Raw genomic sequence first — 23,167 nt, 5'->3', positions numbered from 1 at the left:
CAAAAAGCTTTCTTCTTTAAATAAATTCTCTTTAGATATATTTAAATAATGTGTTAATGATAAAATACCCCCTATAGCTGAACCCATTCTAACATTCCCAAAAAAGGAAACATAAATCAATAAGAATGTTCTGCTTTTACAACTTCTAAATTTACTTTTGCTGTTTGTATATCAAGTTTAGTTCTATCTAAATATGGCTGTCTTTTACCTTTTGATAGGTTACTTTATATTGCTTCTGATGTTTGATGTAAAATTTATTTGATTTTAAAGGAGCTTCACTTTTCGATAAATCCAATACAAATAATTACTGACCTACCTTAATATACTGCTCTTCTTTGGCTTCTAAATTTAGAAGTTACCTACTCTCCTCTAAGGATATATCCTACTATTAAAGCTATGGCTATAACCTTCCGTTTATCAAACATTTCCATTTTAATTAAGAGAATATTTTTAAATTATAATTTAAATCATATAGCTATTGCTATTTCTAGCAAATTACGTAATTATTTGAGAATTAAAGAGTAAATAATTCAAAGTCCATGCTAAAAAAAATAATCGTTTTAACTATACTAGCTTGTAGTATAAATTTCGCTATCGCTGATGTTGTTAATATTTATGCTCATAGAGGATTACGTCCATTAGCTCCAGAAAATACTCTTCCAGCATATACTGAAGCCATGCGTGTTGGTATTGATGTGGTTGATATGGACATCAATATGACTAAAGATAAAGTTCTTGTGGTAGCCCATAATCAAACTCTAAACCCCGACTTAACTAAAGATAAAAATGGAAACTGGATAACAAAATCAATTCCTATAAAAGATTTAACTTTAGCTCAGTTGAAGCAATATACTGTCGGCTATATAAAACCAAACACCCCAACTGCAAAAATGTATCCAAATCATGTTGGAATGCCTGGTGTACATATGCCTACATTACAACAAGTAATAACTTATGTTAAATCAAATGTTGGTAGTAGAGTCCGTTTACAGATAGAGATAAAAACAAACCCTTATAATCCTAAAGTGAGTTCGTCAGCTCAGGAAATGGCAGAAGCACTAAATAAGGTTTTAGTGAAAAACCACATCTCTAGCAGTGTCGAAGTACAATCTTTTGAATGGCAAGCATTAGTGGATCTTCAAAAACTAAATCCCAAAGTTCAAACGGCTTATCTAACGGATCATACAACTGACCCTATGAATACCCAACAAGCAAAAGCAATGACAAATTACCAAAAATGGACAGCACCTCTTAACCCTAAAGATTTTAATTATGACTATCCTTTAATGGTTAAAAAATTAGGTGGGACTTTTTGGGAACCTTATGAAAAAGATCTAACAAAAGCAAATCTTGATGAAGCCCATAAATTAGGTATCAAAGTTGTCACATGGGGATGGACTGAAAAAGAAGGTACTGATTTCAACTATAATGTAGTAAGCAAACTTATAGATTGGAGAGTTGATGGTATTATAACTGATAGACCTGATATTTTAAGAGGTCTTGAGACAGCAAAGGGTCTTGATCTGCCACCAGCTTATCCAAATATACCTTTTCCTAAAAATATCTAAGATAGATTACTCTAAAACTTTTTATTCTAGACAATAAGTTTCTATTGATCAATACTCAAAGTTAAACTAAACTATTTTAATACTTAATTAGTAATTATGACTCCAAAACATGGACTTCTTAAAACCTGCAAAAGCTTTACCTTTACTAGCTAAAGAGCAAATACAAAAATCATACCCCCACTGGCGACTAAGAATGTTTCTGGTTGCCTATATTGGCTATTTTACTTACTACTTTGGTAGGAGTAGTTTTGATGTATCTAAACAATACATAACCACATTATCTCCCGATGAATTAGGATTTATAGGCGCTGGTTTAGGTATTGCTTATGGTATCAGTAAGTTTCTCATGGGTAATATCTCAGATAGGAGTAATGCTAAAGTATTCTTAGCTATTGGACTATTTATTACAGGTTTTATTAATTTACTATTACCTAGCTTTCTTTCTTTAGGCGTACTTGCTATGTTTATAGCAATGTTCCTAAATGGATGGGCTCAAGGTATGGGCTGGCCAGCTTGTGCGCGTATTATGACTCATTGGTTTTGTGCTAATGAACGTGGTACAAAAATGGGGATTTGGAATACTGCTCATAATGTAGGTGCTGGATGCTTAGCAATTGTTGTAGTTCCTATTGGATTATTTTTATTTAATGGTGACTGGCATGGGCTTTTTTATGTTGCAGGTGCATTATGTATATCGATAGGAATTCTAATATTAATCTTTGGAGCTGATACCCCACAATCTTTAGGTTTACCTGCTATAGAAGTCTACAAAGGGTATACTACGGCCGAAGAGCATCATGAAAAAGAATTTTTAGCCAAAGAAATATTCTTTAAATATGTTCTAAATAATAAATGGGTTTGGTTAATTGCAACTGCAAATGCTTTTGTATACTGTGCTAGATATGGTCTTGGAAGTTGGGCTCCGTATTACCTGGTTCATGTAAAGCATCTATCAACATCTGATGGACTCATAGCTTATGCCATGTTTGAGCTACCTGCAATTCCAGGAACTATAATAATTGGTTGGCTAACTGATAGATTTTTTGGTAGTCGTAGAGCACCAATGAGTGTAATCTGTATGATCTTATTTATTTGTGCATTACTTGTATATTGGTATAGTAGTACTCCTGTTATTCTTTGGGCATCATTATCTGCAATGGGAATATTAATATATGGTCCGGTCGCCTTAATTGGAATACTAGCATTAGACCTTGTACCTAAAAAAGCAGGTGGGACAGCTGCTGGATTTACAGGGTTATTTGGTTATTTCTTAGGTACTGTTGGTGCTCAAGCGGTAATTGGCGTTATTGCTACATTTTTAGGTTGGAATGCTGTATTTGTCTTTTTATTAAGTGCTTGTGTTATTGCTATAGTTCTTTTAGCAATATGTTGGAATCTTGGTTATAATAAAAATTCTACAGGCTAAACTTATAAAACTAATGATTTTCAATAACATATTAAAGCTGCTAATAATTTTTATAATTACTATCTCATCGAGATCATACTCTTTAAGTTCTTCAGAAATAAATAGTGCCTTTAATAAAGCAATAAAAATCAATCATCTTAATTCTGCTTTAATCGGTGTTAAAATTATAAATTTAAGTGATGGCAAAACCATATACGCTAAGAATGCTGATAAAAACTTTATCCCAGCAAGTAATACCAAACTTGTAACAGCAACTGCGGCTTTACTATTTTTAGATAAAGATTTTAGATACCAAACTAAACTTTATTATGATAAATCCCAAAACCATACTATAAATAATCTATATATAGTTTTTTCTGGCGATCCTAGTTTTACTATTCAAGATTTACAAAAGCTGATAAAAGCTTTAAAAACTACTAAGGTAACTAAAATTAATCATATATATTTTGTTAATAGTTTTTTTGTAGGTCGTGATACCTCAATAAATGAAAGTCAATCTAGTTCAGTATTTTCTTATGGTGCACCAAGCTCAATATATAATCTTAATGAAAACTCTATAACTTTAAAATTCATACCTAAAAAGCATTTTTTTGAAGTTACACAGCTATCTGGAGAACCCTTAAATTTCAAAAATGAGCTTTTTACAGCTAATAAACAGCAACTAAAAATATGTCAATTTAATGGATATTATCAGTATGATAAGCTAGTTCTTTCAGGATGTTTACCTGAAAATAATTACACCTTTGATTTTGCAATTCAAAATCCAGAACTAGTGATGAAAAAAGCTGTGCTGCAGCAACTCTCTAAGCTCAGAATAGACACTGCTAACAACAACATAACTATTATCAAAAAACTTCCAAATAATGTAATTTTATTAAATAAACATAATTCTGCTAAATTAGCAGTATTATTAAAACACATGTTAGTTGTCTCAGATAATTTATATGCTCAATCAATACTAAGAACTATAGGTTATTATTATAATGGTGCTGGTAGTATTACATCAGGAAAAAATGCTGCTCTTGAAATATTAAAAAATAAACTAAAACTAAACGTAGATAGTATACAGCTAGAAGATGGTGCTGGTATATCAGAAAACGACTTACTAAGTCCTAGTTTTCTTGTAAATTTACTTTATAAAATGACTTTAAATAAAAATTATAAACTATTTAAAAACATGCTTCCAATATATGGTAAAATCGGCACACTAAAGAACTTTAAAGGTGATAAACTTAAAGGCAAAGTTTTTGCAAAAACAGGAACACAAACTACAGCTATAGCACTATCTGGATACTTAATAAAAGATAATAATTGGTACGTCTTTTCAATACTAATCAACTCATTAAAAGAATCTCAAAAATCTCAAGCTCATAACTTAGAGAAAGAATTACTGGAAAAGCTTAGCTTAAACTAGTTCTAATAATTATTTAGTCAATATTCAACCTAAACAAACTGATCATACCCTCCTATTTGGGACACTTAGGTATTAAGAAAAGGAGACAAGATGAGATATACAAAAGAGTTTAAAGATGAAGCTGTTAAATTATGTTTACAACCAGATGCAAATAGACGAGAAATAGCAGATAATTTAGGGGTTAAATATAAAACCATTTGCAGTTGGATATCCAAAGCCATGTCAAACCCTCAGAAAGAAATAAAGATAGATTATAAAACGCAGTACCAGTAACTATCTTTTGAAAATACTGATTTGAAGAAAAAACTCAAACAGGCAGAAACAGAGCGTGAAATACCAAAAAAGTCAGCAGCGTACTTTGCAAAGCAAAATCTGTAAGGTACGCCTTTATTAAGGAGCATTATAAAGTTATGCCAGTAACAACACTATGTAAATCTTTGAATGTGAGCACATCTTCATATTACAGATGGATTCATAAACCTATAGGTAAAAGGCAATGCTGAACTAGATGATGCTATTTTAATGAACATAAATCTAGATATGGAAGTGTTAGGATATACAAAGAGCTTAAAGATATGGGTTGGAAAGTTACTAAAAAACGTATGAAATTACTTGGTTTACATGCTAAAGCGGCTCGTAAGCATAAGAAAACTACAGATTCTAACCACAACAAACATGTTTATGATAATTTATTAGAACAAAACTTCACTGCTTTATCTGTAAATCATAGGTGGGTTACAGATATAACTTATGTACCTACACAAGAGGGGTGGCTGTATCTTTGTGTGATTATAGATTTATTCTCAAGATCAGTTATTGGTTGGGCAATGGATTCTAGGATGAAAGCGGATTTAGTTTGTAATGCTTTAAATATGGCATTATTTAGAAGAAATTTTCCTAGTGGTGTGATTATACACTCTGATAAAGGGTCACAGTACTGTAGCAAACAATATCAAGACATTATTAAAGAATACTGGCTACTATCAAGTATGAGCTCTAAAGGATGCTGTTACGATAATGCTGCTTGTGAAAGTTTCTTTGGAACTTTAAAAGTAGAGTTAGTACATGATGAAAGCTATAAAACTAGAGAAGAAGCTAAACTATCAATATTTGAATATATTGAAGCTTACTATAATACAAAAAGGAGACATTCTACAATAAATTATATGACTCCATATCAATTTGAATATATAATGGAAAATGAAGTAGTAAACTGTCACAAATTGACGGGGTAGATCAAACTTAGCTTCTAAACTATTATTTATAAGCTTAATAATCTGAGCCTCAGATAACTTCAAAGCTTGAGCTAACTGTTTATAGTTTTCGTTAATGTAACCTCCAAAATATGCTGGATCATCCGAATTAATGGTTACTTTAACACCTTTATCTAAAAGCTTAGCTGCTGGATGAGTCGATAAATCACTCGCAACTTTTAAACATCGATTTGATAATAGACACATTGTTAAAGCTATATCGTTTTTTATAATTCTTTGTATTAATGTCTTATCATTTAAAATAGTATTACCATGATCTATTCTATCAATACCTAAAATATCTATAGCTTCCCAAATATATTCTACTGGCCCTTCCTCTCCAGCATGAGCAACTAAATATAGGCCTTCTTTTTTCGCTTGCTCAAAGACTCTTTTGAATTTAGATAGAGGATTTCCTAATTTACTACTATCCAAGCCTATACCTATAAAATTTTCACGAAAATCCATTATTTCTTCAAAAGAGCGTAAAGCATGATCTTCTGATAAATGACATAAAAAGCACACTATTATACTAGCTTTTATAGCAAAATCTTTTTTTGCCTGTTTAATAGCATGTGTTACATTATCTTGGTTTGCCCTTACTAAATAAGCATAAGTCAACTCATAGAAATCTTGCTCCGTTATTAATACAGCCATACCTTGATAATACAAATCCAAAAAACCTTGAAGATTATTAAAGCAATATGCTTTTTTAATTTCATCTATAGAGCCATACTTAAGATTTACCTTATTCCTTTGTGCTAGTTCAAACATCATCTGAGGTTCTAGTGTACCCTCTATATGTAGATGTAGTTCTGCCTTAGGCATTTTTAAGAAATTATTATGTAACATACTTTATATTAAATTTAATATTCCAATGGCTTAAATATTATTATACAAAAATCATTTTCTTAAAGACTTAGTAAATTATGTATAAGAAATATTTATTATATATATAACCAATTACTATTTGACTCAAATTATTAGATTAAATAGAATCGATTTATAGACTTAGTTTATTTTAAATATTTACTAGCCTTAATGTAACAAGCATGAAACACATCTAAATTTTATTAGATAATTTATTGCTTATAACCTAAATAAAAAAGGAAATGGTCATGATAAAAAAAATTGTCACTGCTGTAGGAATGTCAGGTGTGTTATTATCTGGTGATAGTGCTTTTGCAGAAAATAAAGGTAGTCTATCTCCTCAGAGTGTAAATCTATCCCCTTTGCGTAACTTAAATACTATAGATACTCCAATGGGTAAAGATTATAGCTATCGTGAATCTTTTAAAAAGCTTAATACAGAGCAATTAAAGAAAGATATGCAAGAACTTCTAACCCAGTCACAAGATTGGTGGCCTGCTGACTTTGGTAATTATGGACCTTTTTTTATTAGATTATCTTGGCACGATGCTGGCACATATAGAATATCAGATGGTCGGGGAGGTGCTAATCGTGGCCAACAAAGATTCTCACCTTTAAATAGCTGGCCAGATAATGTAAATCTAGATAAGGCTAGACAACTACTCTGGCCAATCAAGCAGAAGTATGGAAATGCCGTCTCTTGGTCAGATTTGATTGTTTTGGCTGGTACAGTTTCTTTAGAATCTATGGGAATGAAACCTATTGGTTTTGCATTTGGTAGAGAGGATGACTGGCAAGGTGATAATACTAACTGGGGATTATCTCCAGAAGAATTATCTAGTAATGTCAAAGATGGCAAACTAGTTAAACCTTTTTCTGCCACAGAAATGGGGTTAATTTATGTAAATCCACAAGGTCCTGATGGTGAACCAGACGTCAAGAAAGCTGGAAATGCAATTCGTCAAGCATTTAGTGGTATGGGTATGACAGATAAAGAAACTGTTGCTTTAATTGCAGGTGGACATACATTTGGTAAAACTCATGGTGCAGTTCCTGCTAAAGATGTCTCAAAAGCTATGGGTCCAGCCCCAGAAAAAGCTCCTATTGAACAACAAGGTTTTGGTTGGCATAACATTTATGGCACTGGAAAAGGTGATGATGCTATGGGTAGTGGTCTTGAAGGCTCTTGGACTTCGACACCTACATACTGGAACCATGATTTCTTAAATAACCTATATAATTTAGATTACGAAAAAACGTTATCTCCTGCTGGCGCTTATCAATGGGTTGCAACAAATGCTAAACCTGAAAATATGGTTCCTGACGCCCATAAACCAGGTGTCAAACATAAACCTATAATGTTTACTACTGATCTTGCATTAAAAGAAGATCCTAAGTTCAATAAATACGCTCAAGAATTCTATACAAATCCAGAAGAGTTTAAAGAAGAGTTTGCTAAAGCATGGTTTAAATTAACTCATAGAGATATGGGTCCTAAATCTCGATATATGGGTCCTTGGATTCCTAAGCAAAACTTTATCTGGCAAGATCCTATTCCTAAGGCTAACTACAAGCAAGTGTCAATTCAAGATATTGCTCAACTTAAGCAAGATATTATAAACTCTGGATTAACTAATCAACAACTTATAAAAACTGCTTGGGACTCTGCTTCTACATATCGCAAAACTGATTATAGAGGTGGATCTAACGGTGCTAGAATTGCTTTAGATCCAGAAAAAGATTGGCAAATGAATGAACCTGCTAAACTTGAAATTGTTATTATTAAACTTAAAGAAATCCAAGCTAACTTTGATAATAGTAAAAAAGACGGTACTAAAATTTCTCTAGCTGATTTAATAGTATTAGGTGGTAATGTAGGAGTTGAACAAGCTGCTAAGCTAGCTGGTTATACTATGGAAATACCTTTTGTACCTGGTAGAACAGATGCTACACAAGCACAAACTGATATAGCATCATTTAATCATCTAAAAACTAAAGCTGATGGTTTCATAAACTATACGAATGGCAGTATAGCTACTAATGAACTACCTCAAGCATTAGTAGAAAAAGCAAGTATGCTTGATCTAAATATCCCAGAGATAACAGTCTTAATTGGTGGTATGCGTACTTTAAATGTAAACTATGATGATTCTCAGGAAGGTGTCTTTACAGCAACTCCAGGCCAGCTTAACAATAACTTCTTTGTAAACTTGTTAAATATGTCTACAGAGTGGAAAAAATCTGATAAAAATAATGGAGAATACATTGGCATAGATAGAAAAACTGGTAAGCAAAAATGGACTGCTTCTCCTGTAGATTTAATCTTTGGCTCAAACTCGGAGCTTAAAGCGGTAGCTCAAGTTTATGCTGAAAATGGCAATGAACAAAAATTTGTAAATGATTTTGCTAAAGCTTGGCATAAAGTTATGATGCTTGGCAGATTTAATGTTCAAAAGTAACCTTAATAAATAATATCTACTCTCACATACTATTTTCTGACATTCTAAAAATATCATTATATTTGTTAATGAGAATCTAGAAAAGTTGATTTAAATAAAACAATTACTATACTTTTGTATTAGTCCGCTAGATATCCTTCTTTTTCTAGCATCTACTACTAAAGCATTTTCTCTTAAAAAGACTGTTGATTTAATATCTCAAAATTTTCATATAAGATTTATAAAATAGATAAATACGATGGGCTTAACGCCTAACATCATGTCTAGCAGCTTCTTCAATATGTCTTGGAGCACAAGAGCTTAAAACAATCATACTTACAAATACTAAGGGCAAAATTTTTCTAAACATCTACTACTTTCCTTATTGAATAATTCTAATAAAACATTTGCTGTCTTTAAACCTAATCACGATACTTATTTAAAACTAATAACTAAAATCTTTATATCAATTAGTTATTGTTCTAAAGATCCAAAAGAGGTTATTGATATTCCTAAAAAACAGCATCTAATAAATATTTTTTCATTTTCTATATTTTTAATCTTTAAAAATACAGTTCTTGTTAGATTGTATATAAAAAAAAGATTAACTCTATTATCTAAAATTAACCCTCACCATCAAATTTTAATAAAACAGTCAATTATAAGCCTCGATTTTAAACTCATGAAAATAGCTAACACTACCAATAATACTTAAGAAAAGTTAATTTGATGTTTATACATCCAGATAAAACAAATAACATAGTTTTCCGATAAATTTTAAATAGTTACAACAGAGCTGATTTTTTTAAAATCCCATATCTAAATCTAAACTGTCCCTGTTATTCAATACCACTTTATAAAATATTTTTATTCCTTGCTTTTATGCAGCATCTAAAATACCAGAATATACTTCATCAGGAGTCATATATCCAATACTAGAATGTAGTCTTTCATTGTTGTAAATATCAATATATTCTTTGATACCTACTTTAGCCTCTTTCATAGTTATATATGATGCCGGATAAACATTTTCATATTTCAGTGTTCTCCAAAATCTCTCAATTGCAATATTATCTATAGATCTTCCTTTAGCATCCATAGATTTATTTATTTTATTATCAGATAATATTTTAATATGCTCTTTTGCTGTATATTGAGTTCCTTGATCAGAGTTAAAGATATCAGGTTTACCATATTTAAATAACGCTTCTTTTAACACACTAGTTGTTAGATGTGTATCCATAGTATTAGAAATCTTCCAAGCTAGTATTTTCTTGCTATGCCAATCTATTATGGCTGCTAAATATGCATACCCACATTCTAGTCTAATATACGTGATATCAGCACTCCATACCTTATTAGCTTTATCTATAACAACCTGATTCGTCTCATTTTTAAATACATTAAGTAAGTATGGATATTTCTTGTGTTGCTTATTAATGACAGTTGTCTTTTTTTTAGGATACAATGCCTTAATACCCATGAATTCCATAGCACTTTTGATTAGCTTCCTTCCAGCTAGAAATCCTAATCTATTTAGCAACTTTACTAGCCTTCTCGTACCATAATATGGATGTTTAGTATGTATCAAATCTATTGCATTTAATAGTTTAATATCATCATTACTACTAAATTTTGATATTGGTGTATAATAGTACACACTCTTAGATACAGATAATAGTTTAAGCTGATTATTTAAAGATAATTCTAGCTTAGTATCTACAGAGTTTACTCTATCATTTGATGATACCAAGCTTTTTAGCTTTCCCATTAAAAAATCCCTCTCTACTATTACCTCGACTAGTTTTTTACTTGTTGCATCTTTATCTTTTCTAAGCTCATCTATTTCCTGCTTATACTCCTTAACAACAGAGCTTTTATCAAATGCTAAGCAAGCATTAGATAAAAATTACTGCTTCCAATTGTGCACGTTTTTAGGAAGTAAATCATACTTACTTGCTATCTCATTAACTGTCATATCGCCTTCTAGCAATTCTATAATTACTTTAGCTTTAAAATCAGCTGTATACGTTACTCTTTTTTTACTCATTTATCTATTTCCTAATTTATATAGTTAACTTTAACATCTAGGAATAAAAATCTTTCTAAAATCAGTAGCTTTTTCTGGGGACATTATAGAGGGTTTAGTGGTCCTGCTCCAGAGCCTGAACTATTAATTCACTGGATTCAACACGGCATATTTTATCCTAGATTTACAATTCATTCATGGAATGATGATAAATCAGTAAATACATCCCTGGATGTATCCAGAAGCTTTAGAAACTATACAAAAGGCTTTTGATTTACGTAATGAGATAGTTCCATATATTTATCAACTATGCTATCAGGCTCATAAAAGTGCTAAGCCCATTATAAAGCCAACTTTTTATGATTTTGAATCAGATACTAAAACCCTCCAAGAAAATCCTGACTTTATGATTGGTGACTTACTGATAGCAAATATTTTAGAAAAACATCAAAGAGTTCGAGAAATCTATTTACCAGAAAGCACTAATTGGTATGACTACTATACCGGAGAAGTTTACGAAGGTGGAAGAACGATTAATTTAAATGTTAATATACAAAGCATTCCTATCTTTGTTAGAGAGGGAAGTGTAATTGTTATCAATAAATCAAAAGCCCAATTTAATGATTTTGAGCAAGATTTAGTGTACAAGGTTTATCCTTCTTTAAAAGATGAAGTAACACAGCATCAAATATATTTAGACGATGGTGAAACTATGGAATATTTAAACAATAAAAGTGGTGTTTTACATATTCAACTTACAAATAAAAATGCTAAACTGTATGCTAGTTGGCAGTATGAGGGTCATGAAAATTTCAAAATTACTCAACCTCAAATAATCAATATAAACAAGGATTTAGAATATAATGCTTAATCTTCAAAAATTACAAAATTGTAGTTTACCAAGCTATAATCGTGACGATTTAAAACAAGGTATGTTACACATAGGTATAGGAGCATTTCATAGAGCTCATCAAGTATTTTATATTGATAAGTTACTTAATACAGGTAACCAAGATGCTTTAAATTGGGGTTATGTAAGTGGTACTATTAGAACTAATCAAAAATTAATAGATGCTCTAAGAGCAGATAACTGCCTATATACACTATCAGCGAATGATGAGGCTGAAACTAAAAATACTGTGATAGGAGCATTAAAAGATGTTTATTTTGCTGGTAATGGCCAGTCTCAAAACTTAATTGCTAAAATTTCAGACCCGAATATAAAGATAATCACTTACACAATAACAGAGAAAGGTTATTATGTTGATTTATCAACTCAAAAGTTAGACTTTGAAAATCCTGATATAATCTATGATTTAGATAATATTAAAACTCCAAAAACTGCCATAGGAATCACAGTTGCAGGGTTATATAAGCGCTGGCAAGAAAATTCTGAAGCTATTACTCTACTAAGTTGTGACAATATGCCAAATAATGGCAAGATTCTAAGAAAAGCTATTCTTGAATTTGTAAACAAGCTAGATAATGAACTAAGCTCATGGATATCCAAGAATGTAAGCTTTCCTAGCTCTATGGTAGATAGAATCGTTCCCGCTGTTACACAACAGACAATAGAAAATATTGAGAATATTATTGGCCAAAAAGATATTTCTGCTGTAGCAACTGAAGAGTTTTCTCAATGGGTAATTGAAGATGATTTTGCAAATAACCGCCCTGCTCTAGAAAAAGCTGGTGTTGAATTTGTTAAAGATATTGAGCCTTTTGAAAAATTAAAATTAACTATGTTAAATGGTAGCCATAGTTTGATAGCTTACATTGGAGCTTACGCAGGCTTAAAGACAGTAGATGAAGTTATATCTAAACCTGAATTTTATAATTTTATTAGAAAATATATGTTAGAAATTACTGCACCTATAGTAGATGGTTTACCACAAGAGGTCTCAACTTCAACCTATGCTGATAAACTTCTACATAGATTTGCCAATCCTCACCTAAAACATAAAACTGAACAAATAGCTATGGATGGCTCTAAAAAGATTCCTCAAAGGTGGTTAGGATCTTTAGAGTATCTTTCAGAAAATCATCAAAATTATGATATTTTGGCATTAGGCTTAGCTGGATGGATATTATTCTGTAGTGGTAAGGATCAGTATGGAAAAGCTTTAGAAATTAATGATCCACTACAAAATGATTACAGGGCAATATATCAAAATAACAATGAATATAAAAATATAGTTAATAGCTTTTTATCATTAAAAAGTATATTTCCTGATAAAATTGCAATAAATAAAAAATTAGAAGAAAAAATAGTATTTTTTATTAATGATATTAATAAAGATGGTGTTATAAAAACTCTTACTAAACTAGGAGAATAAGATGATAGAATCATGGCGTTGGTTTGGTCCAAATGACCCTGTATGTATTGAAGATATTATGCAAACTGGAGTTACTGATATTGTAACAGCCCTACACCATATACCTAATGGTAAAGTATGGACTGTAGAAGAGATTCAAAAAAGACAAACTGAAGTTGAGAACTCTGCTAAGCTTGGAAAAACAAACTTAACTTGGTCAGTTGTAGAAAGTATTCCTGTACATGAAGATATTAAAAAAGGTAAATCTATACGTGATGAATATATTGATATATATTGCCAAAATATTCGTAATTTAGCTAAATGTGGTATTAAATTAATTATTTATAATTTTATGCCTGTATTAGACTGGACTCGTACAGATCTTGGTAAACAAACTTCTAAAGGTGCAAAAACTTTATCTTTTGATGAGATTGCATTTGCAGCTTTTGATATTCATATTTTAAAAAGACAAAATGCTGCAAAAGATTATAAGACTAATGTGATTTCTCAAGCAAAAGAATATTTTAAGGGTATGTCTGATGCTGAAGTAGAAAAACTTACAAGCAATATGATTGCAGGCTTACCGGGTGCTGAGGAAAGCTTTTCATTAGAACAATTCCAGGTAGCTCTTGATGAATATAAAAATATCAATCAAGCAAAATTGCGTGAAAATCTAATCTATTTTCTTAAAAAAATAATACCGGTGGCTGAAGAAGTCAGAGCTAAATTAGCTATACATCCTGATGATCCGCCATTTGAACTATTTGGCTTACCTAGAATTATTAGCACTATTGAAGATTATGATTGGCTATTTAAAAATATACCATCTATGGCTAATGGCATAACATTCTGTGCTGGTTCATTAGGCTCAAGATGGGATAATAATCTCCCCCTTATGGCTAAAAAAATTGGTAGACGTATATACTTTACACATTTAAGAAATGTTGCTCTTAATCCAGATAATCGTAGTTTTTATGAAGCTGAGCATCTATGTGGAAATACAGACATGTATGCTTTAATAAAAGAAATTCTAAAAATAGAAAAAGATTCACAACCAATATATATGCGCCCAGATCATGGACAGCAAATGCTTTCAGACTTAGATAAAAAAACTAATCCAGGATATTCATGTATTGGTCGTATGAAGGGTCTTGCTGAGGTTCGTGGTGTTGCATATGCTGTTAAAAGAGAACTAGAAAATGAGTCAAAATAAACTTTTAGCTATTGGAGAGTGTATGCTTGAGATTAGCGGTCAAATCCAGCTAGGCTCTCAAGCTAAGCTAAACTTTGGTGGTGATGTTTTAAATACAGCATTATATTATGCAAGGCTAGATGGCGAAGTTTCTTTTCTTACAGCTTTAGGAGATGATAATTTTTCCAATCAAATGATATCTCATTGGAATACTGAGAATATTGACACATCAAAGATCTTAAAAATAAAGGAGAGAGTTCCTGGTTTATATGCTATCCAAACAGATAACCAAGGCGAAAGAAGTTTTTACTATTGGCGAGAGCAAGCTCCTATTAAAGATCTTTTTTATCATTTAGCAACAAAAGATTTAAACCAATATGATCAAGAGCACAAATACCTATACTTTTCTGGTATATCTCTTTCTAGGTGGGATGATAAACAACTAGAAATATTTGCTAATTGGCTAAAAGCTTTTAGAAACTCAGGTAATGATAAAGAAATTATTTTTGATTTAAATTATCGTCCAAAATGTTGGCAATCTAAAGAGCAAACAAGAGTATATTTAAATAGAATCTTGAAATATGTGACTATAGTTCTAACAACATTTGATGATGAAGAACTTCTTTTTAATGCCTCTAACTATCAACAAACTCTTAATAGATATAATAGTTTTAATATTCCTATAGTTGTCATAAAACATGGTACGAACCCTACTGTACTACAATACCGAAATCAAATTAGCTTAATAAAAGCTAAAAAAATAGTCACTCCTGTAGATACAACTGCAGCTGGAGATAGTTTTAATGCAGCTTTTCTAGCAGCTTTTGCTAATGATATAAGTTTAAAAGCAAGTATTAATTTTGCCCAAATTTTTGCTGCTGAAATCATACAACATCAGGGTGCAATAATTGATAAAAAAGATACAGATAAGTATATAAATAAGTTAAAGGAGCTAACAAATGCCAACATGTGAGTTACTTAAAAATAATCCCCTAATACCAGTAGTTTCTGCAGACACTATTGAACAAGCGAAATCTATTTTAAAAAAAGTAAGAGAAAAAAAATTTAACATAGTTGAATTTACTCTTAGAACTCCTAACTCTTTAAGTATTATTGAAGAAGTAATTAAGTATAATAATGATTTGATTATAGGTATAGGGACTATAACAAATATAGAACTATTTAGAAAAGCAAGATTTCTTGAGGCTGACTTTTACGTTTCTCCTGGTAGTAATAATGAGTTGCTAAATTTTGCTCGTGAACACAATCTTAAGTATTTACCAGGTGCTATAACGCCTTTTGAAATTATGACGGCAATGAGCTATGGTTTTAATACAATTAAGTTTTTTCCAGCAGAAACATTTGGTGGCATTAAGGTTTTAAAAAATTATAACTCAGTATTCCCTAATGTAAAATTCTGTGCAACTGGAGGAATTAACTCCCAAAACCAACAAGAATATTTAGATCAAGAGAATATTATTGCAATAGGAAGTTCATCGTTAATATTAAAGGAGAAAACATATGTTAAGCGATAACGTATTAATGCCTGTAGATAAACAAACAAGGGATTTAGCTCTTGAAATTTATCAACATATCAAAAACCTGCCAATAATCAGTCCTCATGGTCATACTGATCCTATATGGTTTGATGAAAATAAGCATTTTGAAAATCCAGTCGAACTTCTTATAAAACCTGATCATTATATTTTTAGAATGTTTTATTCTCAAGGCTTAAGGTTAGAGGATTTTGGTATCACAAGAAAAGATAGTAAAGATGTTGAAACAGATCCTAAAAAAATATGGCAGAAAGTTGCAGAAAATTGGTATTTATTTAGAGGTACCCAAGTTGGTTTATGGTTTGATGCTCAGTTAAAAAATGTATTTAATTATAACAAATCATTTACTCCTGAAACCGCCGATGAACTATATGAGCATATTGATAATTGTTTAAAACAAAAGGAATTCCTCCCACGTGAAATATGTAATAGATTTAATATAAAAGCCATTGCAACTACTGATGATGTTGCTGATGATTTAGTTCATCATAAAAATATTGCTAATTCAGATTTTAAATGCCAGGTAATACCTACATTTCGCCCAGATAGTGTTACAAAGCCAGAGCTACACCCAGTACATAAAAATATAAAAAAACTAGCTAAAAAACTTAATACAAAAATTGACTCATATGATGATTTTATTAAGGTTTTAGCAGAAAGACGTGAATTCTTTAAAACAAATGGCGCTACTGCTTCTGATCATGGTGTTACAGTTCCAAACACTTATGATTTAGATAAAACTGAGCGTCGTAACTTATTTAAAAAAGTAGTTTCCAATACTGCTACAATTACAGAAAAACAAGTATTTAGTGGTCAAATGCTTACAGAAATGGCAAAAATGGCCACAGATGATGGACTTGTTATGCAAATTCACGCAGGAGTATTTAGGAATCATAATACAAGAATTCAAAGAAAATTTGGTAATGATAAAGGTTGTGATATTCCACTTAAATGTGACTATGTAAATGGTTTATACCCTCTTCTAAGCAAAGTAGGAAATAATCGAAATTTTAAAACTGTATTATTTACTATGGATGAATCAACTTATTCACGTGAATTAGCCCCTTTAGCAGGACACTATCCTAGTGTTTTCTTAGGTCCGCCATGGTGGTTTAATGATTCCGCTGAAGGAATGAAAAGATTCCGCCATGCTGTAACAGAAACTGCAGGCTTTTATAACTGTTCAGGATTTATAGATGATACACGTGCCCTACTTTCTATACCAGTTAGACATGATATTGCTAGGCGTATTGATGCAGTATACCTAGCTGAGATGGTTCTTTTAGGTAGAATATCTAAAACTGATGCTTTAGATATTGCTTATGATTTAACTTACACTCAATCTATTAAAATATTTAATATAAATATTACAGAGAAATAATAAAATGCAATCTCAACAAAAATCAGCTAAGGTATATGTAATTATAATCGTTGCTGTAGCAGCAATAGGTGGATTATTATTTGGCTTTGATACATCTATTATTGCTGGTGCAACACCCTTTGTCCAGAAAGAATTTTCAGCCGAGCACTGGCAGTTAGAGCTAGTTGTTAGCTTCTGCGTTTTAGGTGCATTCTTTGGTGCTCTTATAAGTGGTTACTTTACAGATAAATTTGGACGCAAAAAAGCTATGATTGCTACAAGTTTGCTTTTTATAGTTGGAACTTTAATAGCATCGTTAGCCCCAAATATAGAAACTTTGATATTTGGTAGATTTATGCTTGGTGCAGCTATAGGTATTGCTTCATACGCAGCTCCTTTATTTATTGCAGAAGTTGCTCCAGCATCTAAAAGAGGTTCTTTAGTACTTTGGAATGGAGCATTTCTTACTGGTGGACAAGTTATAGCCTTTCTTGTTGATTACTATTTTACTAGTAATGGTAGTTGGCGTGCTATGGTAGCAACAGGATTAATTCCAGCTATCATGTTATTTATAGGAATGTGTTTTATGCCTTACTCACCTAAATGGCTATTTTCTAAAGGTAGGAAACATGAAGCCTATGAGACTTTAGCTAAGATTCGAGAAACTGAACATGATATTACAGAAGAGTTATCTGCTATTAAAAATAACTTAGAAAACTCCAATAGACTAAAATTTTCAGCAATTTTTTGCAAAAAAGTTCGTCCTGTTCTTTATATAGGTTTAGTGCTTGGTATATTCCAACAGTTCTTTGGTATAAATACTGTTATGTATTATGGTCCATACATCATGTTAAATATTGGTTTCCACGGAGCTGAAACTAAAATTCTAATGACATTGTCTCTAGGTATTGTAAATTTTGTTGCAACAATAATTACTATTATATATATTGATAGATTAGGTAGAAGAAAATTTTTACTAATTGGATCTGCCATGGCAGCACTAAGTTTATTTAGCATGATCTATTTACTAAACAATGTTACAAGTGGGGCTACTGCTATACTGGCTCTAACGTGTTTATTAGTATATATTGTCGGTTACTGTATAAGTGTAGGATCTCTTTTCTGGTTAATCATATCAGAAATCTTCCCATTAAATGTAAGAGCATCTGCTATGAGCTTTGTTGCATCTATTCAATGGTTAGCTAATTTTGTAGTTGCTGCAACATTCTTAACTATATTGACAAGCTTAGGTATTTCGTTTACTTTTGGGATATATGCTTGTATCGCAGCTTTAGCTTTTGTTATTACATACTTCTTTGTTCCAGAGACTAAAGGCATACATCTTGAAACTATTGAAAATAATCTTAATAAAGGTGTTCCTACAAGATATTTAGGCAAAGATGATTATAGTTTTACAAATTAATTTTAAAGGAGAAATATTGTGTCTCAAACAGCTGAAAATACATTTGGTGAATTTCGTAACTATACTGACAGTAAGTTTCAAGATCGAGTAGAGAGAACTTATAGAGAAATGCATATCAATCAAAATCCTGATTATGTTGCTCAAATGAAACAAAAATACTTTAAGCTTGAGCTTGGAAACATGGATGTCTATGAGGTATTTAAACTTCTTGAAAATGTTCATGATGAAAGTGATCCAGATAATGATCTACCACAAATAGAACATGCTTATCAAACAGCCGAAGCATGTCAAAATAAATTTTTAAAAAATAATACTGAGATTAGAGATAATGCATTAATTAGATCTTTATTTAGAGATCATGAATGGCAAAGTATTCCTAAAGTTTGGCAAGATTTTTATTCTGAAAAACAAAGTTTAAATCACTTATATGGTCATATTAAAGACTGGTCCTGGTTTCCACTAGTTGGTTTTGTACATGACTTAGGTAAAATCATGACTTTACCAGAATATGGAGAATTACCTCAATGGTCAACCGTTGGTGATACATACCCCGTTGCTTGTCCTTTTGCTAGTGCAAATGTTTTTTCTCATAAAGAATTTATTAAAAATTCTAAAAACTATGATAAATATGATTCACAATCAGAAACTGATTATGGAAAATATAAAAAAGAATGTGGTTTTGATAATGTTAATATGAGCTTTGGCCATGATGAATACGTTTATAAAGTTTTTGAACAAGGTAGTGACATACCTTATGAAGGATTATATCTTCTTCGTTATCATTCTTTTTATCCATGGCACACACCCCAAACAGGTGGATTAGCATATCAAGAACTTGCTAATGAAAAAGACTGGTTACTGCTTCCTTTATTAAAAGCTTTCCAAAAAGCAGATTTGTATTCAAAACTACCTGAACTACCTCCTAAAGAAGTTCTAGAGAAAAAATATAAGAATCTTTTAGATAAATGGGTTCCTAAAAAGAAAATAAATTGGTGATTTCAAAGCTTACCTCACAAATTCTTAATCTATAAAAATAACGATATATTGAAAATTCTAAAAGAATTAGTAAAAATATGCCTACCAATTACTCAAAAATATTGAGTATAAGGTTTTGGATGAGGTAAATAAGAAACCTTAGTACTATAAAATCAACCCCTAAATAGTTAGGTAAGATTACAAATATATAACTGTATAAATAGGTTTAATAACTAGATATTTTCTTTATTTTCACATAAAATTATTCAATTAAATTTAGTAAATAAATTATATACTTGGAATCAAATATCTAAATGAGTGAATATAACTTTAGTCAAATAGAACAAAAATCTCAAAATTACTGGCGTGAAAATAATTCTTTTAAAGCTGTAAAAAATAAAAATAAAGAAAAATTCTATTGTTTATCAATGCTACCATATCCAAGTGGTACCTTACATATGGGCCATGTAAGAAACTATACTATCGGTGATGTTATCGCCCGTTATCAAAAAATGCAAGGTAAAAATGTCCTTCATCCAATGGGGTGGGATGCTTTTGGTCTACCTGCAGAAAATGCTGCTATTAAGCATAAGAGATCTCCCGCAGAATGGACAAAAAGCAATATTGCTCATATGAGAAAACAGCTTGATTCTTTAGGTTTTAGTTTTGACTGGTCAAGAGAAATTGCTACCTGTGATGAAGATTACTATAAATGGGAGCAATGGTTTTTTATCCAACTTTATAAAAAGGGGTTAGCGTATCGTAAGAACTCAATAGTAAACTGGGATCCAGTAGATCAGACGGTTTTAGCTAATGAACAAGTTATAGATGGTAGAGGTTGGAGATCTGGAGCTTTAGTTGAGAAAAAAGACATACCCCAGTGGTTTTTAAAGATTACTGATTATGCCAATGAACTTTTAAAAGATATATCTAAACTAGATAATTGGCCAGATGCTGTAAAGACTATGCAAACAAATTGGATTGGTAAATCAAAAGGAATAACAGTTAAATTTAAGATTAAAAGTTCTAATCAAGATATTGAGGTCTTTACAACTCGTCCTGATACTTTAATGGGAGTAAGCTATCTTGGTATAGCTCCTGAGCACCCTCTTGCTTTAGCAGAAGCAGAAACGAATCCTAAGTTAGCAAATTTTATTAAAGAGTGTAAGAAATCTTCAACAATGGAAGCCGATTTAGCTACACAAGAGAAAAAAGGCTTTAAAACAGCTATAAAAGTAATTCATCCAATCTCTAATGAAATAATAGATGTTTGGGTAGCAAATTTTGTACTTATGGGCTATGGATCAGGTGCTGTAATGGCTGTTCCTGCCCATGATCAAAGAGATTGGGAATTTGCACAAAAATATGATATTGCTTTAAAACAAGTTATTGATTCTAATGATAAAAAATTAAAAGTTGATCTAGAGAAAGAGGCTTTTACAGAAAAAGGTATTTTAATAAACTCTGATGAGTTTAATGGCTTGAATTTCAAAAAAGCTTATCAAGCAATAAAAAAATATCTTCTTGATAATAGCAAAGGGGTTGAGACAACAAACTTCAGAATCCATGATTGGGGTATTTCCCGCCAAAGATACTGGGGTTGTCCTATTCCAATGATTCATTGTGATAATTGTGGTGTAGTTCCTGAAGAAGAAGAGAATCTACCTGTTAAATTGCCTACAGATGTAACTCTTACAGAAGCTGGATCTCCATTAAAAGATATGCCCGGTTTCTTAAATGTTAAATGTCCTAAATGTGGTTCTCAAGCAAAAAGAGAGACTGATACTTTTGATACTTTTTTTGAGTCCTCGTGGTATTATGCAAGATATGCCTGCCCTACTGCTACTAAGATGCTAAGTGAAGAAGCAAACTACTGGTTACCTGTAGATAAGTACATTGGTGGTATTGAGCATGCGATTATGCATTTATTATACTCAAGATTTTTTTATAAATTGATGCGTGATGAAGGCTTAATAACTTCTGATGAACCTTTTAGTAACTTACTTACTCAAGGTATGGTTCTCAAAGATGGCGCAAAAATGTCAAAATCTAAAGGTAATACAGTTGATCCCCAAGAATTAATAGATATGTATGGTGCTGATACTGTAAGACTATTCAGTATGTTTGCAGCACCTCCTGAACAATCTCTAGAGTGGTCAGAAACAGGAGTTGAAGGGGCTAATAAATTTTTACGTAAAGTATTTAATTATGCTCAACAAAACAAAGATGCATTATCAAAAAAAATAAGTATTGATATAAATAAATTAGTAAAAGAAGATAAAAAAACTCGTTTTGAAATATATTCAAACTTAAAGCAAGCTATTTTTGATTTTGATAAAAGTCAATTTAATACTGTAGTTTCTGCTTGTATGAAAATTCTAAATACTCTAAATAACTATGATAACCTTTGTGATGGTGTTAAAACTGAAGGATATAGTATTTTACTAAGAGTATTAGCCCCATTTACTCCGCATATTTGCCACTATTTATGGCAAAATCTTAATTTAGGTGATAATATTTTACATACGGAGTTTCCTATAGTTGATAAAAAAGCTTTAGTTAAAGATGAGTTTTTATTGGTTGTTCAAATAAATGGTAAGCTAAAAGCGAAATTAGAATTAGATGCATCATTAATTAGAACAGAAATTGAAAATTATGTTTTAGAAGATGAGCATGTTAAAGCATTTATTGAATGTAAACAAATTATTAAAATAATTTATATACCACAAAAACTTATAAATATAGTAGTTAAATAAAGAGATTTGAAAATGAGAAAGTATATAATTTTAATATTCGTTTTTTTACTAGGTTCATGTGGCTTCCTCCATCCTCGAGGAGTTGTTAGTGCTACAAGCACAGATGCTGGAAATTTTAGCAGTTTAGTTGGTACAAAATTTTATATTGAGAGTAATAACCATAACTCTATTTCTAACAATATCAAAAGGAATTTAAAAGCATATAAAGCTATAATAGTAAATGATGATAAGAATGCAGATTATATAGTAAATATACAAGATGTTAAAGAGGATACAAAACTAACAAGTGTAGTAGGTGGAGCATCAAATAATACTTACCAACTATATTATAGAGTTACATATAATGTTGTCAAACCTAATAACAAAACTCCTGTTATACCAGATAATACAATTGATGCACAACAGTTCTGGCAATCAAACTCTGGTACTCAATTAGCTCAAAACTATCAAGCTGATAGGATATTCAACTATCTTCAAACAAATACAGTACCAAGAATTGTTACTCAGATTGCAGCATTATTACCGAGTAAAACCCCTAATAAGTTATCACAAAAACACACAGCCTAAAATTTAATATATTAGTAAATCTAAT

General features: G+C 31.1%; 19 protein-coding genes and 1 pseudogene. 17 read left to right on the top strand and 3 right to left on the bottom strand.

The window, feature by feature from the left end; translation table 11 throughout:
* The first annotated feature begins 539 nt into the window (after positions 1 to 539).
* From CDV26_RS05375 to CDV26_RS13035, 5 genes and pseudogenes are all read left to right on the top strand, one after another.
* A complete protein-coding gene (locus tag CDV26_RS05375; protein WP_088772408.1) occupies positions 540 to 1,568 on the top strand; it encodes a glycerophosphodiester phosphodiesterase in 1,029 nt (342 codons plus the stop codon).
* Between the two features lie 109 nt (positions 1,569 to 1,677).
* The gene (locus CDV26_RS05370) at positions 1,678 to 2,994 is read left to right on the top strand and encodes an MFS transporter (RefSeq protein ID WP_088772407.1); all 1,317 of its coding nucleotides are present in this window, start codon (positions 1,678 to 1,680) and stop codon (positions 2,992 to 2,994) included.
* A gap of 13 nt (positions 2,995 to 3,007) precedes the next feature.
* Positions 3,008 to 4,408, top strand: a complete 1,401-nt coding sequence (dacB, locus tag CDV26_RS05365; protein ID WP_088773458.1) for a D-alanyl-D-alanine carboxypeptidase/D-alanyl-D-alanine endopeptidase — start codon at positions 3,008 to 3,010, stop codon at positions 4,406 to 4,408.
* A gap of 90 nt (positions 4,409 to 4,498) precedes the next feature.
* Positions 4,499 to 4,681, top strand: a complete 183-nt coding sequence (locus CDV26_RS05360; RefSeq protein ID WP_088772035.1) for a transposase — start codon at positions 4,499 to 4,501, stop codon at positions 4,679 to 4,681.
* Positions 4,682 to 4,983: 302 nt separating this feature from the next.
* Positions 4,984 to 5,535: pseudogene (locus CDV26_RS13035) on the top strand (IS3 family transposase); the annotation flags it as partial.
* Here CDV26_RS13035 and CDV26_RS05350 read toward each other — a convergent pair.
* The gene (locus CDV26_RS05350) at positions 5,512 to 6,513 is read right to left on the bottom strand and encodes an adenosine deaminase family protein (RefSeq protein ID WP_088772405.1); all 1,002 of its coding nucleotides are present in this window, start codon (positions 6,511 to 6,513) and stop codon (positions 5,512 to 5,514) included. The pseudogene CDV26_RS13035 and the gene CDV26_RS05350 overlap by 24 nt on opposite strands.
* 266 nt (positions 6,514 to 6,779) lie before the next feature.
* On the opposite strand from CDV26_RS05350, the gene katG reads away from it, so the two are divergent.
* Entirely contained in the window at positions 6,780 to 8,990 is a 2,211-nt protein-coding gene (katG, locus tag CDV26_RS05345; protein WP_088772404.1) for a catalase/peroxidase HPI, read from the top strand.
* Between the two features lie 859 nt (positions 8,991 to 9,849).
* Here katG and CDV26_RS05335 read toward each other — a convergent pair.
* Together CDV26_RS05335 and CDV26_RS13030 are read right to left on the bottom strand one after the other, a co-directional pair.
* On the bottom strand, positions 9,850 to 10,815 hold the full coding sequence (locus CDV26_RS05335) for an IS3 family transposase (RefSeq protein ID WP_245806556.1): 966 nt from the start codon (positions 10,813 to 10,815) through the stop codon (positions 9,850 to 9,852).
* A 63-nt stretch (positions 10,816 to 10,878) separates the two neighbouring features.
* Complete coding sequence (locus tag CDV26_RS13030; protein WP_088772134.1) at positions 10,879 to 11,019, bottom strand: transposase; 141 nt, start codon at positions 11,017 to 11,019, stop codon at positions 10,879 to 10,881.
* 60 nt (positions 11,020 to 11,079) lie between these two features.
* Between CDV26_RS13030 and CDV26_RS13830 the strand changes: the two genes are divergently transcribed.
* The 11 genes from CDV26_RS13830 to CDV26_RS05280 all read left to right on the top strand — a co-directional run bounded on the left by CDV26_RS13830 (position 11,080) and on the right by CDV26_RS05280 (position 23,142).
* Complete coding sequence (locus CDV26_RS13830) at positions 11,080 to 11,271, top strand: TIM-barrel domain-containing protein (protein ID WP_338029171.1); 192 nt, start codon at positions 11,080 to 11,082, stop codon at positions 11,269 to 11,271.
* Entirely contained in the window at positions 11,231 to 11,869 is a 639-nt protein-coding gene (locus CDV26_RS05325) for a TIM-barrel domain-containing protein (RefSeq protein ID WP_245806520.1), read from the top strand. The genes CDV26_RS13830 and CDV26_RS05325 overlap by 41 nt, the downstream gene beginning before the upstream one ends.
* Complete coding sequence (locus CDV26_RS05320) at positions 11,862 to 13,334, top strand: mannitol dehydrogenase family protein (protein ID WP_088772402.1); 1,473 nt, start codon at positions 11,862 to 11,864, stop codon at positions 13,332 to 13,334. Before CDV26_RS05325 ends, CDV26_RS05320 begins: the two co-directional genes overlap by 8 nt.
* Position 13,335: 1 nt before the next feature.
* The gene (uxuA, locus tag CDV26_RS05315; RefSeq protein ID WP_088772401.1) at positions 13,336 to 14,526 is read left to right on the top strand and encodes a mannonate dehydratase; all 1,191 of its coding nucleotides are present in this window, start codon (positions 13,336 to 13,338) and stop codon (positions 14,524 to 14,526) included.
* Positions 14,513 to 15,478, top strand: coding sequence for a sugar kinase (locus CDV26_RS05310; protein WP_088772400.1), 966 nt, complete (start codon positions 14,513 to 14,515; stop codon positions 15,476 to 15,478). Before uxuA ends, CDV26_RS05310 begins: the two co-directional genes overlap by 14 nt.
* The gene (eda, locus tag CDV26_RS05305; RefSeq protein WP_088772399.1) at positions 15,465 to 16,040 is read left to right on the top strand and encodes a bifunctional 4-hydroxy-2-oxoglutarate aldolase/2-dehydro-3-deoxy-phosphogluconate aldolase; all 576 of its coding nucleotides are present in this window, start codon (positions 15,465 to 15,467) and stop codon (positions 16,038 to 16,040) included. The genes CDV26_RS05310 and eda overlap by 14 nt, the downstream gene beginning before the upstream one ends.
* Positions 16,027 to 17,442 carry a glucuronate isomerase gene (gene uxaC, locus CDV26_RS05300; protein WP_088772398.1) on the top strand — a complete coding sequence of 472 codons (1,416 nt, stop codon included), beginning with the start codon at positions 16,027 to 16,029 and terminating at the stop codon, positions 17,440 to 17,442. Before eda ends, uxaC begins: the two co-directional genes overlap by 14 nt.
* Before the next feature lie 4 nt (positions 17,443 to 17,446).
* On the top strand, positions 17,447 to 18,844 hold the full coding sequence (locus tag CDV26_RS05295; protein ID WP_088772397.1) for a sugar porter family MFS transporter: 1,398 nt from the start codon (positions 17,447 to 17,449) through the stop codon (positions 18,842 to 18,844).
* Between the two features lie 18 nt (positions 18,845 to 18,862).
* Positions 18,863 to 19,840, top strand: coding sequence for an inositol oxygenase family protein (locus CDV26_RS05290; protein ID WP_088772396.1), 978 nt, complete (start codon positions 18,863 to 18,865; stop codon positions 19,838 to 19,840).
* 293 nt (positions 19,841 to 20,133) lie between these two features.
* The gene (gene leuS / locus CDV26_RS05285; protein WP_088772395.1) at positions 20,134 to 22,575 is read left to right on the top strand and encodes a leucine--tRNA ligase; all 2,442 of its coding nucleotides are present in this window, start codon (positions 20,134 to 20,136) and stop codon (positions 22,573 to 22,575) included.
* Between the two features lie 6 nt (positions 22,576 to 22,581).
* Positions 22,582 to 23,142, top strand: a complete 561-nt coding sequence (locus CDV26_RS05280; RefSeq protein WP_169709717.1) for an LPS assembly lipoprotein LptE — start codon at positions 22,582 to 22,584, stop codon at positions 23,140 to 23,142.
* The last annotated feature ends 25 nt before the right edge of the window (positions 23,143 to 23,167 follow it).

The sequence above is a fragment of the Francisella halioticida genome (assembly GCF_002211785.1).
Taxonomy (GTDB): Bacteria; Pseudomonadota; Gammaproteobacteria; order Francisellales; family Francisellaceae; genus Francisella; species Francisella halioticida.
The sequence above is the reverse complement of the archived record's forward strand: the minus strand, read 5'-3'. Positions and strand labels throughout refer to the sequence as shown.